Here is a 16853-nt window from a genome sequence, read left to right as displayed (position 1 = left end):
TATTTAGCTTGGTGTTTTTGGCGCGCTTAATAAGTATTGCTCTTGCGGTCATCGCCTTGGTGGTGTCACCGGTCTTGCGCGCGCAATTAATAAACATAGAGCTCTTAGGCGCCTCACTTACTGCGCCGGTCAACGATGTGTTGGCCGATATCAATTTACTCAGTGGCGGCAATGAATTACTAGGGGTGGAGGTATTGGGCTCTAGTAGCCTGCTCGGGGTGAGCGTTAGCGGCCAAGACATATTGCTGCTTGGTGCGCCTGTTGCTGGAGGTGGCGGTGGACTTGGCGATCTTTCTAGTCTGACGGCAACGATCGATAATTCCCAGGGCGCTGTGCTCGAATTTTTGCAGGATACCGCGATGGGAGATATTAATCCCACCGTATTGACGCTTTCACTACCTGGTTCCGGTGGTGGGCAGAACCGCGCAGAATTTGATAATAGTAAAGACAAGAAGCCGGTATCTTCCAGTGATCCTCTCGCAACGACCCTATATGGAAAACCTGGAAGCTGTATCGATGAGGATCGAGACAGCGTCTGCGATAGCCATGATCAATGCTTGAATTCTCCGGCCGGTGCCATGGTGTTGCCGTCGGGCTGTCATTTTGACAATACTCAAGGGCTTGCCCTGCAGGGGGTAACCTTTGCGGTGGGAACTGCAGACCTTGTGGCCTCATCCGCTGCCACGCTGCAAAAAGCGGCGCAAATGCTGAAGTTGGTGCCGAGTGTTTATATTGAAGTGGCGGGCTATACCGACGATGTGGGCGCTGCCGCAGACAACCAAGTATTGTCAGAAAAGCGGGCCTTGGCGGTAAAACAATATTTAGTTGCGGCTGGGGTGCCTGAAAAGCAATTAGTGGCTAAGGGTTACGGCGAAACACAGCCCATGATGTCAATTGATGGCTTGTCAGGTAAGTCACTAAGTGACGCCCGATCTCGCAATCGGCGGGTGGAGTTGCGCGTACTTGGTGAGCGTCCGTCACTTTGAGCGGGGCTGGCTGATTTGAAATTTTGGAGCACATATGGCGATTGATCTACCTCCCATAATTCCGCCGCAGGCGTCGAGCGCAGAGCGCATTGAGCAGTATGCCGCTTTGCAATCAGACTCGATCGTTGACGTAAAAATTGGCGAATACAATCTGCGTATCTCCGGTAATCGCTATCTCAGTCAAGAGCAGATTGATCTGATTATGGGGCTTGCTAAAACGCCGGCCCAGGCAGTTAATGCTTTAAATCAAGCCTACTACCAGCTTGGGCATTTGCTGGTTACGGTGTACTTTGCCCACCGCGACAATACGATATTCGCCCATGTTATTAACGGCCATTTAGCGGATGTAAAAGCGCCAGAAAACATGTATCCCTATTTCTCGGGTTTAATTGGCGATCAAGATTTACAGCGTTCTGAATTTGAAACCAAGCGGGTTTTGGCGAACCTCAAAAGTGAGCGCACGGGTTTAAATTACGCAGTTACCTACCAGCTTTCTGAAGACCCTACGGCGTTTACCATTGTTCTTAGTGAGTCCGAAAAAGCAGACCACGACGCTACCGATTTAAGCTTTAGTGTTAATAATTTCGGCAATCGGTTTTTAGGGCGTTATTTTGCCAATGCCACACTTAAACATGATTTCAGTACCGGCGTAGAAGCCTCTTTCTCTTATGATCGCGCTCTTACAGAATTGGGAGAAGTAAACGGCGGAGATTACTACGACGGTTATAGCTTTCGTCTTAACTACCCAAGCAGTTTTGGTCTTTATGGTTTAGAAGCTCGCTATATTGAATACGCGCGCGACGCAGAAGGTTTGATTGCGACGGGTGGTGATGCTGGGGGCGGTACAAATAGTAATATTTTGTGTTCAGTGCCTTTGGTTTGTGAGCTTACCGGCGCATTAGGCTTAAATCTTGGTGGCACTGAAATGGTCGCCGCAGAGCCGACAATGCAAGCGATACGTTTGAACTTGCTGTCTGAAACCAGCAGCCTCGCCCTTACTGGGGAGCAGGTCATTAGCAGCGACTCGTTTCACCGCTTGACTGTTTCGGAGCGCTTGGAAACAGTAGATAGCGTTATTGAAGTTAAGGGCTTTGGTAAGGCGCTTGATGAACCCCAAACGACTCTTGAGCTGGGTGTAAAGTATCACAAATTATTGCGTTTATTTGGTGTTGGTACCCAAGTCACGGCGCAGGGGTTTGTTGAGGCGGGTTTGGAATCTGATTCCGGTACGCTGGGAACCGATACCCGAGAAGGTGAGGTCGCGACGGGGCGTAGAAGCGCTGAATTTTTCTTATTCAAGCCGCGTTTTGGCTTAAAAATGGCTGTTAGCGATTGGGCGACCTTCAAAACCGATGTGATAGCGCAGTTTTCGAATGACAAACAATTACCGCTTCAACAGCAGTTTTTTCTCGGTGGCGCGGCAGGTTTAAATGCTTATTTGCCTGGCGTGTTAGTTGGGGATTCCGGCAGTTATTCAAAAATGGCCTTAGAGAGTAATGGTGTTCCCCTGTTTGGTTTTACGTTTAAACCAGCCGTTTTCCTTGAACATGGCCAAGCTTGGCACGAAGATGCTGCCGGCGAGGCAGGTGATACACGTAGTTTGGCGGATGCTGGGTTTAGTTTAAGAGCGGAATACGGCAAGCATTTTGTTACCGAGCTGCTCGCTGCCACACCGGTTTACGACAACAATATCAATGAAGATGTCTTAGAGCAGGTTGAGGTCGACTTTTTTTGGCGGTTATCGTTAACGTTTTAATGAATTGCGTCGGCTGAAAGTGAAAGCTGGGACTGCGCACTGGCAGTCCCTTAGAATTGGCCTGTTACTTGAGTAAATCGCGGCCAATAATCAGTTTCATTACCTCATTGGTTCCCGCATAGATACGCTGTACCCGCGAGTCTGCAAAGGCGCGCGCCACTGGGTATTCCCACATATAGCCGTAACCGCCGTGTAATTGCAGGCATTCGTCAATCACTTTGCACTGTAGGTCGGTTGTCATCAATTTGGCTTTTGCGGCCATGACCGAATCAAATTTATGTTCTATGTGCAGTTCTAGGCAGCGGTCTAAAAATACGCGTGCCACGCTGACTTGGGTTTCTAGTTCAGCTAATTTGAACTGGGTGTTTTGCAGGGTAGCGATTGGCTTACCAAAGGCGTTGCGCTCTTTTACATAGGCAATGGTTTGCTCAAGAATCGCTTCCGCATTGGCGATGGCGATAATTGACACATTCAAACGCTCTTGGGGGAGATCTTGCATCATGTAGATGAAGCCCATGCCTTCTTCGCCCAGTAATTGGTCTTTTGATAAGCGAACGTCTTGGAAGAACAGCTCCGAGGTATCTTGCGCTTTTAAACCAATTTTCTCGAGATTTTTGCCTTTGCTAAAGCCTGGCGTGCCGGCTTCCATCAAAAACAGACTGATGCCCTTAGCACCAGCAGCGGGATCGGTTTTTGCCACCACAATGACCAAGTCGGCATGTTGGCCGTTGGTGATGAAGGTTTTGGAACCGTTGATGATGTAGTCGTCGCCATCTTTGACGGCGGTTGTTTTAATCCCTTGTAGGTCAGAGCCGGCGGCGGGTTCGGTCATTGCAATAGCCATGACGATCTCGCCGGAAACACACTTGGGCAAGTACTTTTGCTTTTGTTCTTCGCTGCCGTAGCGTTCTACATAGGGCACGGCAATGTCGGAATGCAAACCCCAGCCTATACCGGTAAACCCGGAGCGACCGCACTCTTCGTCAACGATCGCGTTATAGCGAAAATCTACGCCAACGCCGCCGTATTCTTCTTTAACGCTGGGGGAGAGAAAACCCTGCTCGCCTGCTTTGAGCCACAGTTGGCGATCGACTTGACCGTCTTTTTCCCACTGGGCGTGATAGGGCGCCGCTTCGGTTTCTAGGAATTTTCGTACTGAGCTACGAAATAGCTCGTGTTCTTCTTCGTAGACGGTTCTTGGGATCGCAGCCATGGGGGATTTCCTCCAGATGTGTTAGTCGCTATTATCTGCACCATGTTAGCAGAGTAAACTTTTATTTCCAGTGGATCTTTGCGCTGAGGTAGGTAAGCTTCTGCGCTAGCCTATTTAACACTATGTCACACACTCTAGCAGCGGGAAATTACGCTATGACAATTTGGAAACAAGCTTTAGATTTAGTCCAAGCAAACGACATGATGAAAAACACCATCGGCGAGACATTGGGCTTGATGATTACCGAAATTGGTGCGGATTATGTGGTTGGCACCATGCCGGTAGACAAGCGTACCCATCAGCCAATGGGTATATTGCATGGCGGCGCCTCGGTGGTATTGGCTGAGAGCTTAGGTAGCTTTGCAGCGAATTTGGCCTGTGATATTGGTACGGCCTGCGTAGGTTTAGATATCAATGCCAATCATATTCGCTCTGTTCGCTCAGGTTTGGTGACGGGGGTGGCGCGGGCTGTTCACGTTGGGCGCCGCACTCAGGTTTGGGAAATACGCATCGCCGATGAGGCAGATAAAACCGTGTGCGTGTCGCGTCTGACCATGGCGGTAATCGACGCTGTATAAGGTTGTAGTCTAGGTTTTGTCTGGACGCATCTCTGCAGTAAACTATGCGGCTTTTTTATTCAGAGAGCGCCGCCATGACCGCAGCACGCTTCCAACGCCTGCGTCAGGTACTTGAGTACCGACAACCAGATCTGACGATTGTGACGGATAATGTTCACAAGGGCCGGAATTTATCGGCGATTGTGCGGACCGCAGATGCTGCGGGTATTGGCACAATGTACTGCTCAATGCCGGATAAAGACTATAAGGCCTTTCGCGGCACCGCGATGGGTTCCCACAGCTGGGTGTCGGTGCGGCGCCAAGCTGATGTCAGTGCCGCGCTGACGCCATTAAAGGCGCAGGGTTACCAAGTTTTGGCGGCCCATTTGGCCAGCGATTCGGTAGATTTTCGTGAAGCTGATTACACTCGTCCCACTGTTATTTTACTGGGCGCAGAAAAGCAGGGGGTGAGTGCGCGGGGGTGTGAGCTTGCCGATATGCACATTACTATTCCTATGCGCGGTATGGTGCAGTCGTTTAATGTTTCGGTAGCTGCCGGTATTATTTTGGCAGAGGCCGAGCGTCAGCGGCACTTGGCGGGTATGTACTCCCAGCGTCGAATTGACGAACAAAGCTTTAGGCAAACCCTGTTTGAGTGGGCCCAGCCCAAGCTCGGTGAATATTGTCGCGAACATGGTTTGGCTTATCCGCCGCTTGATGACGAGGGTGAATTGGCAGACGGCTTGGCTTGGCAGCAAGCTGTAAGAGCTGGTACGGCTCCTCAATATACTTGGTAGTTATTTAGCGCGCTGAGTGGGTGTGTCATCTGTCTGGGTGATGTGTGGATCTTCTTATTACTGTCAGAATCTGATCAATAATAATAGGAGGAACACAATGGCAGCAGACACGCCAAGCACCATCGTCGATATTGACGCATGGGAGGCCTTTTGCGACGAGCTTAAAGCGGCCGGACAGCAAATTATTCGACCAGAAGCGCCACGTGATGAGCTTAGCCGAGCCGAAGGTTGGCGCTATCTCACCCGCCTAACGCGCATTGCCCTCGATATGTTTATGGAGTGCAGTGACCGCGACTTTCCCAGTTTTTATCGCCCATCCCATGAAACTGCAAAAATTGGTGCGGACAATCCCGACAACCACTATTTGCGCGCCGAAATAAACGGCAAACATGATTATCGCATCAGCGGCAGTCGTGGCACTGTTGCCTATTTAGGATTTATTGCGATTGCAGGTGGCTATGAGGAGGCCGACGGCAATATGCGTTCGGTAGGTGCAATAGATACTCATAGTGGCTTGGAGGTGAATCCGGATGGCAGCATCGATGTTATTTTGTCGCAAACACCACAAGCGGGGAATTGGCTAAAGATCACCGACGATACCGTGGCGGTCTTGGTGCGGGAAACCTATTTGGACCGCAGTACAGAAATTTTTGCGGATTTAAAAATATCGCGTTTAGAAACCGGCAGTGCTAAACCAGCACCGCTCAGTGGCCAGAAATTAAAAACCGATTTAGCCAGCACAGCGGCCTTTGTAAAAGGTACTGCAAGCTTGTTTGCCGACTGGGCAAAAGGCTTTAAAGAACACCCCAATACCTTGCCTCCCGCTGATCAAGCTTACTGCCAAAAACTCGGTGGCGATCCCAATATTTTTTATTATCACAGCTACTTTAATTTGGCTGATGACGAAGCCTTACTGATTGAAGTTGATGATGTTCCTGAATGCGATAATTGGAATTTTCAGCTTAATAATTATTGGATGGAGTCTTTGGAATATCGCTATGTGCAAATCCATGTCAATAAACACACGGCGAAGTATCGTGCTGATGGCGGCGTAAGTATTGTGGTATCTGGCAGCGATCCTAAATGTAAAAATTGGCTCGATACTACTGGTCACCGCGAGGGGACAATGGCATTCCGTTGGATTGGTGCAAACCGTATTGTGCATCCGCGCTGCAAAGTGGTGAAGCTGACGGAATTGGCAAAAGAATTAACACAATAATAATTTGGAGATTGAATTTTGAGCACAGATCAAAGCCAAGAGTTTGCCATTCCAGAGGTGGATTTAAGCCCAGAAGCCTTGCTGGCTGCGGCAATGGATGCCACCGGTTTGCAGGACTTTGGTGACGAGTCTTTTCGTGAGCCTTTAAATGTTCTTGTTAAATCCTTAAATGACGAAGCGAATTTAAATCCTGGTGGTCGCTTTGGTCAGTATCAGCGTATTTTAAATATTCTTATTAATCGCTTACGCGTAGAGGCGTGGATAGAAAAGCATCCAGAAATTTTGGATGAAGAGATAAAATCGCCGGTAGTCATTATTGGATTACAGCGCACAGGTTCAACTTTTTTCCATCGCATACTTGCCGCCGATAAGCGCTTTTATGCGCCGTTGTGGTATGAGGTGCGTAATCCCGCGCCGGAGCTGGATTGGGATTTCAAGAGTAAGGATGCCCGTATAACTTCTGCAGAGGCGGAAGTGGCCGCGATGCTAGAAGCAAACCCAGAATTAGCGGCGATTCACCCCATGGATCCAGTGGCGGCAGATGAAGATATATTGCTACTCGAGCACAGTTTTTACAGTACCGTACCGGACGCTTTTTGCAATGTGCCAAGCTATGGTAAGTGGAATGATGAGCACGACAACACACCGGCTTATGAATACCTAAAGCGTCTACTGCAATGTTTGCAGTGGCAGAAGAAACAAACCGGCCAGGTGGCAGAGCGCTGGCTCTTAAAAACGCCGCATCATATTCATCACATTGCGACCTTATTAAAGGTATTCCCCGACGCTAAAATTGTGCAGACTCACCGTGATCCGCTACAAACCATTCCCTCGGCAGCCAGCATGAATTACAACCTGTGGATTATGTGCAGCGATAATGTCGACGGTAAAGTGGTGGGTGAACAATGGGCGGCCAAGTACGCGCGCGGCACCTTGCACACTCTTAAAACCAGAGAGGAGCAGCCGCAGGCATTTTTAGATGTGTGGTACAAAGATACCGTGGTGGATCCGCTGTCATCAGTTAAAAAAGTCTACGACTTTATTGATATGGAGTTGACTGATACCGCCCGCGCTGCGATGGAAAAGCACCAAGAAGAAAATCGTCGGGATAGTCGCCCCAGTCATGAATATACACTGGAGCAATTTGGCCTAACTGAGGACGGGCTGAAACAGCAGTTTTCCGAATATCGCAAACGCTTTGTTGAATAGGTTTTAGTCAGGGATATTGTTACGATCGCTGTTCCGCCCCGCTGAAGACTGATTTAACAATGGCCGTGAATCCAAAAGGCGTCGTCCTTGACATAGAAGTTCCGCTTCCGGCGGGTTTTCGATTTAAGGACGTACTTGCCTTTCATGACCGGGATAAAGAGCAGGTTTCCGAGCGCGTTTACACCTATGCCGAATTTTCATCGTCCCCTCAATTAGTAAATAGCTTAGATAAGGCCATGCTGTGGGATGGCTTCGCCGCCTGTTTACGAATTCATTTTATTTCTAATATTGCGAAGGTGAGTTTACATATCGACACCGAGAAGCCTCGCATTAGTGCTGCAACTCGCGAGGGTTGGAGCCTGCGCCTTGAGGGGCTGAGCCGGCGTATGCTGGGTTTGGATCAAGATGTAGAGGAATTTGAAAAAGCAGTCGCCGGCCATCGCGAGTTGGCTAGTTTAGTTTACCGCCGCAGCGGCTTGCGGGTGCCGCAATCCGCGAGCCCATTTGAGGCCTTATGTTGGGCGGTTACTGGCCAACAAATTAGCGTCAACGCAGCGATATCTATTCGGCGCCGTTTTATTCAAAGCCTCGGTGTTGCGCATTCGCAGGGACTATTGTGCCACCCCGATCCCGCTAGTCTTGCCGCGAGTAAGGTCGAACAATTGCGCAGTTTAGGCCTGTCTATTGGCAAGGCGAACACCCTGCTGGCACTGGCAGCGGCGATAGAGAGCAAGGAACTAGCGATACTGGATAATAAGGAAAAATTAGGGGATGAATCAGCTGATGCTATTCGTGCAGCATTATTGGCAATTCGTGGCATTGGTCCGTGGACGGTCAATTATGTGTTGTTGCGGGGGCTTGGCTATTTAGATGGATCCTTACATGGCGATGTTGCGGTAAGGCGAAACTTACAGCTCTTACTTGGCCGTGAAGTAAAAATCACTGCGGAAGAAACGCAGGTTTGGCTCGCGCAATTTTCACCCTGGCGGGCGTTGGTCGCCGCACACCTATGGGCGATGCAGTCTGGTGATGGATTTTAGTTATTTACGGCTCTTTGAAGTTTTTTCGCCGGGTTGTTAACAAATGAGTTGGTTTAAGCCGAGCTTAGTACGACAAAAGTGACTAAGCTCGGCATATTAAAATGGCTTATTTCCGTGCCGTGATGGTGACTGGCAGTCCGTCGGTTGGGAATGAAATAGGCACCGCGTTGTATTTCATTTCATAGCCTGGTTTCACGCTGATGGTGTAATTGCGCAGCAGGTGGAACATAAATAATTTTACCTGCATTTCGGCAAAGTTAAGGCCGATGCATTTATGACCACCGCCGCCAAACGGCACCCATTGATACAGATGGCGCTTGTGTTCAGCGCGTTCGGTGGAGAACCGCTCAGGGTCGAATTTGGTGGGTTCCGTCCACCATTCTTCCATATAGTGGGTGAACAGGGGCGATATGCCGATGCCGGTATTTGCCGGTAGACGGTAGCCCATAATTTCAGTTTCTTTTATTAAGCGGCGGGGAATAGCTGGCACTGGTGGGAACATGCGCAGTGCTTCCTTCATGACCAGGGCAGCCTTGTCGAGTTTTGGTAAGTCGTCGTAGTTGAGGTGGTCGCCGTCGATTAGTTTGCATTCCTCGTACAAAATATCCTGCCACTCTGGGTTTTTTGCTAGCGCATAAATAATTGAGCAAAGCGTACTGGTGGTCGTGTCGTGGGCGGCAAACAATAAAAATATGGTGTGATCGCGCACGGCTTCGTTACTGAGGGTATTGCCGTCTTCGTCTTTGGCGTGACAGAACTGCGAGAAAAAATCACTGCTTTCGGTGCTACGCTTTGCCTCAATATGTTTTTCAATAAAGGCCTTTAGGGTTTTGCGGCCGTTTAAGCCTTTTTGCCAGGTTGTGCCGGGTATCGGCAATTTTACAACGGCCATTGAGGCTTCCATTGCGTGCAAAAAGCCTTTGTTGATAGCGTCGGCTTCTTCGCCCATTTTAACGCCCATAAAAATTTGGGCGGCAACATCTAAAAGTAGCGATTTAATACTGTCTTTAAATCCGAACTCCGCATTTTTTGGGAAGTCCGCTACGCCTTCACGCATGCGCGGGTTCATATCGTCGAGATAGCCTTGTAGGGCATCTTTTTTAAACGCGGCTTGCAGAATACGGCGGTGAAAGCGGTGTTCGTCAAAATCCCGCAGCATGAGCCCATCTGGGAATAGTTTGTCGAGCAGTGGGTCCCAAGCCATTTTGTTAGAAAATATTTTGTCACTGTCTTTTAACACGAGCTCGTTCGCTTCTGGCCCAAGTAGCGCGACGGTTTTTTGCAGCAATGCGTTGTTGCGGAAGATAGGACCGTAGAGCTTATGCTTCCGAGAAACCAGACCTAGATAATCTGTTAAAAATTCGACGGTATCGCCAAGAATCGGCAAGGCACCACTGTCACCGGGCAGGTGTTGGAGTTTGCTGGTAGATTTGCGGGGTAGGTCTAAATACTCAGTTGATGTCTTCATGTGGGCTTCCGTTTTTTATTTGTGCCAGCCGTGAAACAGCAGGTCTATGGATTGTTGAATATGGGTTTCTACAAATTCAGGATCTAACTCCGCTTTGCCGGTGAGGCGCTGGTAAAACGGTAGCTGCACCACCGGCGCGGTGGCGGACTGAACCACAAAAAATAGGGTTTCGGTGGGGATGTTTTTGATTAGGCCGAGACTATCTACCCTTTCGACCATGCTGCCAATGAGCTGCCAGGCGGGTTCAAAATAATGTTTGTGAATGTAGCTGAGGCGAGGGCCTTCCCGCAGCGATTCCTGCTGGCATATATGGTAAAGCGCGGGGTGCTCAAAGGCGCTGCGAATGTATACCGCGATCCCTTCTTTTAGCGCGTCTAGCTCGTTGTGGTCGTCATCAATGTGTTGTAGTGCTGCTAATACTTTGGCCGTAGTTGCGCCACATAGGCGGTCAACCACCGCCTGCCAAAGCTGTTCTTTTGAGCTGAAGTAGTGGTGGAAAAAGGTGTAGCTGACGTCCAGCTCATCTTGCAGTTTGCGCAGAGAGACACCGTCATAGCCATCTCTGGCAAATATCACCGCAGAGGCATCTAGCAGTTGTTCGATAGAGAGTGCGGGGGCTTCACTCTTTTTCGGGCGACCCCGCTTGCGCGGGCTTGTTGTTAGGTTCACGGCGCTAACTCAATATTAAACACGTGTTTAATATTGAGTTAGCTGGCGCTCGGCGTCAAGTTAAATTCATAGTCGCGTTTATGAACTGGTGGATTTCGTGCATCTTGTGCTACATGGTTCGGAGTTGCAGCTTTGATTAAACATGAGGAATTTTAGGGGCTTGCAAGCTGGATGTGGCCGATATTGCTAGTGGTGAATGTCATTTGCGTCATAGAGTAGCCTTGTTAGACATGCTATAAACTTCGGCTGATTTTTCTATGAAGAGCAATAATATGTGGTTATCAGACCAGTATCGCAGTTACCGTAATTTAGTGTTTCGCGGTATTTCTGTTCCGAACGATGTGTCTGGCTTGCTAGATATTGATCCCCAAGAGGTTGCCGGTATTGAGCACGGTATTGCCCAGCAAGATATTGAGGCGCTTTGGGGGCATGCGGAGTCGCTGTTTCAGTCGGGAATGCATCCGATGGTCAGCTTATGTCTGCGCCGGGGTGGGGATGTCTTATTAAACCGCTCTATTGGTTATGCGGATGGTGCGAACCACACCCAAGCCCGTGTTGCCTCATTGCAGACCCCAGTGTGTTTGTTTTCTGCCTCAAAAGCTGTGTCGGCAATGCTAATACATAAATTGGCGGAAGATGGCCTGATCGACTTACTCAATCCTGTTAGTCACTATATTCCCGCATTTGCTGCGGAGGGTAAGGCGCAAATCACGGTGTATCAACTACTTGCGCACCGCGCTGGGGTGCCGGGTATACCGGATGATGTAGATATTGATCTGCTGTTTAATCAGGCTGCAGCGGTTGAGCAAATTTGCAAGCAACCGGGCTTGCATAGCGATGGCCGCGTGTTGGCTTATCACGCTATTACTGGAGGCTTTATACAGGCTGAGCTGATTCGTGTTGTCACCGGTAAAACCCTAAATGAATACCTTGATGAGATTGTTCGCAAGCCAATGGGGATGAGGTATTTCCGATTTGGTTTGGAGGCAAAGGATCAGGCCTTGGTCGCGCGAAATTACGCTACCGGTTTGCCAAATTTAGGGGTGGTGGAGCGTCAGCTGGCAAAAATACTTGGGGTTGGTGTGTCTGATGTGGTTGATATTTCCAATAGCGAGGCATTTTTAAGTGCCGAAATTGCCTCGGCTAATTTGTACGCGACCGCAGAGGAGGCGGGGCGTTTCTTTCAAATGTTGTTGCAGGGAGGGCAGTGGGAAGGCAAGCGTATATTTACGCCGCTGACAGTGAATCGCGCAACGCGTGAAATGGGTAAGCCACAGTTTGACCACTCTCTGATTGTTTTACCAATGCGCTATAGCGCCGGCATGATGCTGGGTATGAACCCGCTTGGCCTATACGGGCCGAAGACCCATTATGCCTACGGGCATTTAGGTTTTTCGAATATTCTGTGCTGGGCAGATCCTGAGCGCGATATCGCCGTGTCATTGCTTACCTCTGGAAAGCCAGTGATTGGAAATCACCTTCCGAGTTTACTGAAATTACTCAATGGAATTAGCAAAACTTGCAAACCTTGTGTCGATATGGATTATATTTACACACAAGTTCTGTGATCTTCTCAAAAATTGGTGGTCATCGCTGGCTTTCTAAAAATTAATGATAAATGCCTATAGTCAGCGTCATAGCTATTCGTTAGAGTGGTGTAAAGCTTTAGAAACAAGCGCAAATATTGTCGATACGACGAGTAGGTTGAATTGTGAAAAAACTGGAAAATAAACTGCGACTTGCGAGTAGCTATGAAGAGTGGAACGAGCTAGCCAAAGAGCACGACCGCTGTTCTGGCCGAGAACATTGGAAGAAAATAGATAAAACCAGCCTTTACGATTACGCGTCAATACGGTCGCGTTTGGAGCGTTTGCGCTACTTTCGTGAAAATAACGACAATATTGGTTTGTTATTTACACTTAATGAAGGCATTCACGGCAATATGGGCGGCATGGGCAAGCCAGTGCTGTATGCGCGGGCAAAGTTTGGTACCAAACAGCTTATCCATGACTACGTTGATGCAATTCGCGATGCGCTAGAGCATCTGGCACAGTTAGACTCTGAATCCCCCAATTTTATAGAGCGGTTAGACTTTTTCCGGCGCGCCAATAAGTGTTATGGCAAATCGGCCTTGATGCTAAGCGGTGGCGCGGTGCTGGGTAATTTCCATATCGGGGTGGTGAAAGCGCTTGTTGAGCAAAATTTATTGCCAGATATTATTTCTGGTTCTAGTGCCGGCTCGCTTATCGCAGCAGTCTTAGGAACGCGCACGGATGAGGAGCTGCAGACCTTTTTAGAAACCGAGAATCTTGGAAAATTGCTGCTTGCCGAAGTCGAGCTTGCAAACGGTCGCATGTCTAAGTCTTCACCGCGTATCAATCATCAAGTCTTAAAAGAGAAGATCGCGAAGCTGATTCCCGATATTACTTTTCAAGAAGCATTTGAGCGTACTGGGCGGCATATTAATATTTCAATTTCGCCATCTGACGTGCATCAAACCTCGCGTCTGTTGAATGCTATTGCCTCTCCCAATGTTTATATTCGCAAGGCGGTTTTGGCGTCCTGCGCGGTACCTGGCATTTACCCGCCGGTCATGTTGGAAGCTAAAAATGTTCATGGCCATCCGCAGCCGTATTTGGCTACCCGACGCTGGATTGATGGCTCGGTGAGTGATGATCTCCCCGCAAAACGATTGAGCCGGCTCTATGGTGTGAATCACTTTATTGTTAGTCAGACTAATCCCATCGTGCTGTGGGCGGTGCGCGATACTCAAATTGAAAACAGCGGCTTGTTCAACGCCCTGCGCCAGCTCGGTGGGCGGAGCATTAAGGAGTTTTCTAAGGTCGGTAGCAGTGTGGCGCGCAAGTATTTTAAAAACTCTCCCCGTGTGCGCCGCGTGACTAACATTGTGTATTCGGTGATCAATCAAGAGTACACAGGTGATATTAATATTATTCCGCGATATCGCTTTTTTGATCCTCGTAAATTGCTTACCGAATTAACACCCGATGAACTGCAGTTTTTTATTGCCGAAGGCGAGCGGGCGACATGGCCTAAAATCGAGATGATTCGGGCTAGTACAACCATTAGCCGCAAGCTCGCTGAAATTTTGGCGGTGTATGAGGCCGAAGAGTTGAATAGGCTGTCGAAGAGTCATCATCACCTCGGCGCTGAAATGCCGAGAAATTCACGCCGAGCCTAAGCGTCCTGCTTTGTGGCGCTGACGCCCGTATCATTTCTTATGCGGGCGTCAGCGTAAAATTGCAGCGTATTCTGCTGCGAGATCCCTTTTTTTAGTTTTTAGGCGCTCATTTTTGCTTGCGCAATTTTATGCTTGAATTAAATATACCCTAGGGGGTATATTTTGTGTGGGTAAAGGATTATTCTTGCTGCAAAATGTGATTCGAAATACGGTGTGAGTTATCAATTAGAGGTGTCACAGCAATGGTGATAGAAACGGCGTTTACCCCTATTTCAGCGATAGTGGGCGGTGCCCTCATAGGGCTCTCTGCGGTATTACTTATGTGGTCGGTTGGCAGAATCGCGGGGATTTCGGGGATTGTTGCCGGCGCCATGCTTGAGCATGGTGACGAGAGAAATTGGCGTCTTATTTTTTTAGGGGGCTTATTTTTGGGTGCGCTGCTGGCGGCGTTATCCAGCGGTGCATTAGAGTCTGTTAGCAGTGTTGCGAGTACGCCGATGCTCGTGCTCGCAGGTTTGTTAGTGGGTGTTGGGACGCGAATGGGGGGCGGTTGCACCTCAGGGCACGGGGTGTGTGGAATTTCGCGTTTCTCGATGCGCTCTGTAGTTGCCACGCTGGTATTTATGACTAGCGGTGCAGCGACGGTATTTGTAATTCGTCATCTACTGGGAGAGGGCGTATGAATCGCTGGTTTATTGTTCTGGCCGGTGCTTTATTCGGCGCGGGCATTACGGTGTCGGGAATGGCAAATCCAGCCAAGGTTCAAAATTTTTTGGATATTGCTGGCGCGTGGGACCCGAGTTTGGCCTTGGTGATGGGCACGGCATTACTTATTGCGACGCCGGGGTTCTTCTTTGTATTTAAAATGGCCACACCAAAATACGCTGAGCAATTTTCGTTGCCTACCCGTAAAGATATAGACGCTAAATTAATATTGGGCGCTTTGTTATTCGGTATCGGTTGGGCTTTGAGTGGCTTGTGTCCCGCCCCAGCTTTAGTGGCGATTTTGAGCGGCGTGCCAAGTTTCTTTATTTTTCTTATGGCCATGTTTGCGGGCATGTTTTTGCACCGTTTTGTATTTGAGCCCTAAGTTTGTAGCTCCGCGGACATAGAGCGACAGCATTTTATGGGCTAATATTTGCCGAGCGTCTGCGCAATAATGCATTCGCGATAACAATAATGATGAGGCGACAAAATGACGGTTACCTGCAAGTTTGCAAATAGTCTTGATGAAGTGTGGGCAGTATTGTGCGACCCCGATTTTCGCGTTGAGCGCAGCATTGCTCTTGGTGAGTTAAGTGCGGAATGTGATATTGAAGAAGACGATAATGCTGCCAAAGTTCATATGGTCCGAGAAGTAGTGCGCGAACTACCCTCCGTATTGGCAAAAATCTTTAGTTCTAAACAAACTTTAGAATTTGAAGAGTCGTGGCAGCGCAGTAAAAAAGGCTGGGAAGGCACGCTAGTCATTGATGTTAGAAATCAGCCGGTGGAGTTGACGGCTAAAATCTCTCTGTTAGAAACGTCGGATGGCTGTGAATACAGTGTCTCGCATCGCTGCAAAGCAAAAATTCCCCTAGTGGGCGGGAAGGTTGAAAAATTCATTCTCTCCCAGACCGACACCGGAGCCTTGGACGAATTGAATTATCTTAAGAAAAAGCTGGCTTAATTTTACGTCGGCGAAATGGCAATCACGCTGCGGCTACTGTCTGGTAGCCGCGATGATCTTCTAGTGCGGCGCTAATATCTGCCGGTGTATTAAGTCGTTTAATCTGCTCGAACAACTGCTGTGCTTGAGGGTACTCACGTCGCAAATAGCCTAGCCACTGCTTTATCGGCCCTCCGACATGGCGTGGCGCGCAGTTTGCTACGCTATCTGCATATAAAGCCTCAAGTAAATTAAGGATATGCGGCCATTGCTGGCGCTCATATGCATTTCCTTTTACAAGCGATTTTATTTCTAAGGCGAGATCGGGGCGGGCGAGTAGGCCGCGTCCCAGCATGACATCGCTGCAGCCACTTTGTTGCTGGCAGGCTAGAAAATCCTTAGGGCTCCATACTTCGCCATTGGCAATCACGGGTACGTCGATATAAGAATGTACTTTTGCCAGCTGGTGCCAGTGCGCCGGCGGTTTATAGCCGTCGGTTTTGGTTCTGGCGTGGATAGTGAGGCCATCTGCTCCCGCTTCGCTGATGGCGCTAACAATATCGATGAGTTTGCTGTCGTCGTTAAATCCAAGTCTGATTTTGGCCGTAACAGGTATTGATTTAGGAACGGCGCTGCGCATGGATTTAATGATCTGGTAGAGTAGCTCCGGTTCATCGAGCAGTACCGAGCCGCCGCGGTGGCGATTGACGCATTTTGCTGGGCAGCCAAAATTTGTGTCTATACCAATAGCGCCTAGGCTGGCAGCTCTGGCTGCATTTTCCGCCATAGGATTTGGTTCGCCACCCAATAGCTGGATATAAACGGGGGTACCTGAGGGAGTTTTGCAGCCGTGTTCTAGCTCTGGGCACAGGCGATGAAATACTCTGGCGGGCAGCAGCTGGTCAGTTATTCGCACAAACTCGGTAATACAGCGGTCTATGCCGCCAATGGCGGTTAGCATCGCTCGCATACGAGCGTTTACAACGCCTTCCATCGGCGCGAGATGTAATTGCATAAATGAGGTCAACGAAACAAAAGAGCTATTGTAACGCAGCTCTCGCTGTGTGATTAGCTTATCTATTAGTTGGG

At 49.1% G+C, this 16853-nt stretch carries 16 protein-coding genes; 12 read left to right on the top strand and 4 right to left on the bottom strand.

What is annotated here, in order from left to right:
• Positions 1 to 11: 11 nt before the first annotated feature.
• Positions 12 to 986 (top strand): OmpA family protein, encoded by a 975-nt coding sequence (locus tag C0068_RS12390; RefSeq protein WP_103684789.1) that lies wholly within the window; start codon positions 12 to 14, stop codon positions 984 to 986.
• A 34-nt stretch (positions 987 to 1020) separates the two neighbouring features.
• On the top strand, positions 1021 to 2742 hold the full coding sequence (locus C0068_RS12385; RefSeq protein ID WP_103684788.1) for a ShlB/FhaC/HecB family protein: 1722 nt from the start codon (positions 1021 to 1023) through the stop codon (positions 2740 to 2742).
• Positions 2743 to 2806: 64 nt separating this feature from the next.
• Here C0068_RS12385 and C0068_RS12380 read toward each other — a convergent pair whose 3' ends face one another.
• Complete coding sequence (locus tag C0068_RS12380) at positions 2807 to 3955, bottom strand: acyl-CoA dehydrogenase family protein (protein WP_103684787.1); 1149 nt, start codon at positions 3953 to 3955, stop codon at positions 2807 to 2809.
• A 155-nt stretch (positions 3956 to 4110) separates the two neighbouring features.
• On the opposite strand from C0068_RS12380, the gene C0068_RS12375 reads away from it, so the two are divergent.
• The 5 genes from C0068_RS12375 (at position 4111) to C0068_RS12355 (ending at position 8777) form a co-directional block, all read left to right on the top strand.
• Positions 4111 to 4533: a hotdog fold thioesterase gene (locus tag C0068_RS12375; protein WP_103684786.1), complete on the top strand. Its 423-nt coding sequence runs from the start codon at positions 4111 to 4113 to the stop codon at positions 4531 to 4533.
• 74 nt (positions 4534 to 4607) lie between these two features.
• The gene (gene trmH / locus C0068_RS12370; RefSeq protein WP_103684843.1) at positions 4608 to 5309 is read left to right on the top strand and encodes a tRNA (guanosine(18)-2'-O)-methyltransferase TrmH; all 702 of its coding nucleotides are present in this window, start codon (positions 4608 to 4610) and stop codon (positions 5307 to 5309) included.
• Between the two features lie 97 nt (positions 5310 to 5406).
• Positions 5407 to 6528: a DUF1214 domain-containing protein gene (locus C0068_RS12365; RefSeq protein WP_103684785.1), complete on the top strand. Its 1122-nt coding sequence runs from the start codon at positions 5407 to 5409 to the stop codon at positions 6526 to 6528.
• 18 nt (positions 6529 to 6546) lie between these two features.
• Positions 6547 to 7737, top strand: coding sequence for a sulfotransferase family protein (locus tag C0068_RS12360; RefSeq protein WP_233208808.1), 1191 nt, complete (start codon positions 6547 to 6549; stop codon positions 7735 to 7737).
• 59 nt (positions 7738 to 7796) lie between these two features.
• A complete protein-coding gene (locus C0068_RS12355; protein WP_103684784.1) occupies positions 7797 to 8777 on the top strand; it encodes a DNA-3-methyladenine glycosylase family protein in 981 nt (326 codons plus the stop codon).
• Between the two features lie 106 nt (positions 8778 to 8883).
• On the opposite strand, the gene C0068_RS12350 is transcribed toward C0068_RS12355, so the two are convergent.
• Together C0068_RS12350 and C0068_RS12345 are read right to left on the bottom strand one after the other, a co-directional pair.
• Positions 8884 to 10245 carry a cytochrome P450 gene (locus tag C0068_RS12350; RefSeq protein ID WP_103684783.1) on the bottom strand — a complete coding sequence of 454 codons (1362 nt, stop codon included), beginning with the start codon at positions 10243 to 10245 and terminating at the stop codon, positions 8884 to 8886.
• A 15-nt stretch (positions 10246 to 10260) separates the two neighbouring features.
• Complete coding sequence (locus tag C0068_RS12345) at positions 10261 to 10914, bottom strand: TetR/AcrR family transcriptional regulator (protein WP_103684782.1); 654 nt, start codon at positions 10912 to 10914, stop codon at positions 10261 to 10263.
• A 272-nt stretch (positions 10915 to 11186) separates the two neighbouring features.
• Between C0068_RS12345 and C0068_RS12340 the strand changes: the two genes are divergently transcribed.
• The 5 genes from C0068_RS12340 (at position 11187) to C0068_RS12320 (ending at position 15785) form a co-directional block, all read left to right on the top strand.
• On the top strand, positions 11187 to 12482 hold the full coding sequence (locus tag C0068_RS12340; RefSeq protein WP_158249988.1) for a serine hydrolase domain-containing protein: 1296 nt from the start codon (positions 11187 to 11189) through the stop codon (positions 12480 to 12482).
• Between the two features lie 143 nt (positions 12483 to 12625).
• Positions 12626 to 14116, top strand: coding sequence for a DUF3336 domain-containing protein (locus C0068_RS12335; RefSeq protein ID WP_103684780.1), 1491 nt, complete (start codon positions 12626 to 12628; stop codon positions 14114 to 14116).
• 242 nt (positions 14117 to 14358) lie between these two features.
• The gene (locus C0068_RS12330) at positions 14359 to 14799 is read left to right on the top strand and encodes a YeeE/YedE family protein (protein WP_103684779.1); all 441 of its coding nucleotides are present in this window, start codon (positions 14359 to 14361) and stop codon (positions 14797 to 14799) included.
• Positions 14796 to 15206 (top strand): DUF6691 family protein, encoded by a 411-nt coding sequence (locus C0068_RS12325; protein WP_103684778.1) that lies wholly within the window; start codon positions 14796 to 14798, stop codon positions 15204 to 15206. Before C0068_RS12330 ends, C0068_RS12325 begins: the two co-directional genes overlap by 4 nt.
• A gap of 105 nt (positions 15207 to 15311) precedes the next feature.
• On the top strand, positions 15312 to 15785 hold the full coding sequence (locus tag C0068_RS12320; RefSeq protein WP_103684777.1) for a DUF2505 domain-containing protein: 474 nt from the start codon (positions 15312 to 15314) through the stop codon (positions 15783 to 15785).
• 22 nt (positions 15786 to 15807) lie between these two features.
• Here C0068_RS12320 and C0068_RS12315 read toward each other — a convergent pair whose 3' ends face one another.
• Positions 15808 to 16779: a tRNA-dihydrouridine synthase gene (locus C0068_RS12315; protein ID WP_103684776.1), complete on the bottom strand. Its 972-nt coding sequence runs from the start codon at positions 16777 to 16779 to the stop codon at positions 15808 to 15810.
• Positions 16780 to 16853 lie beyond the last annotated feature (74 nt).

Source organism: Zhongshania marina (assembly GCF_002915595.1).
GTDB classification, from domain to species: domain Bacteria; phylum Pseudomonadota; class Gammaproteobacteria; order Pseudomonadales; family Spongiibacteraceae; genus Spongiibacter; species Spongiibacter marinus_B.
This window is presented reverse-complemented; position numbering and strand designations above follow the sequence as displayed.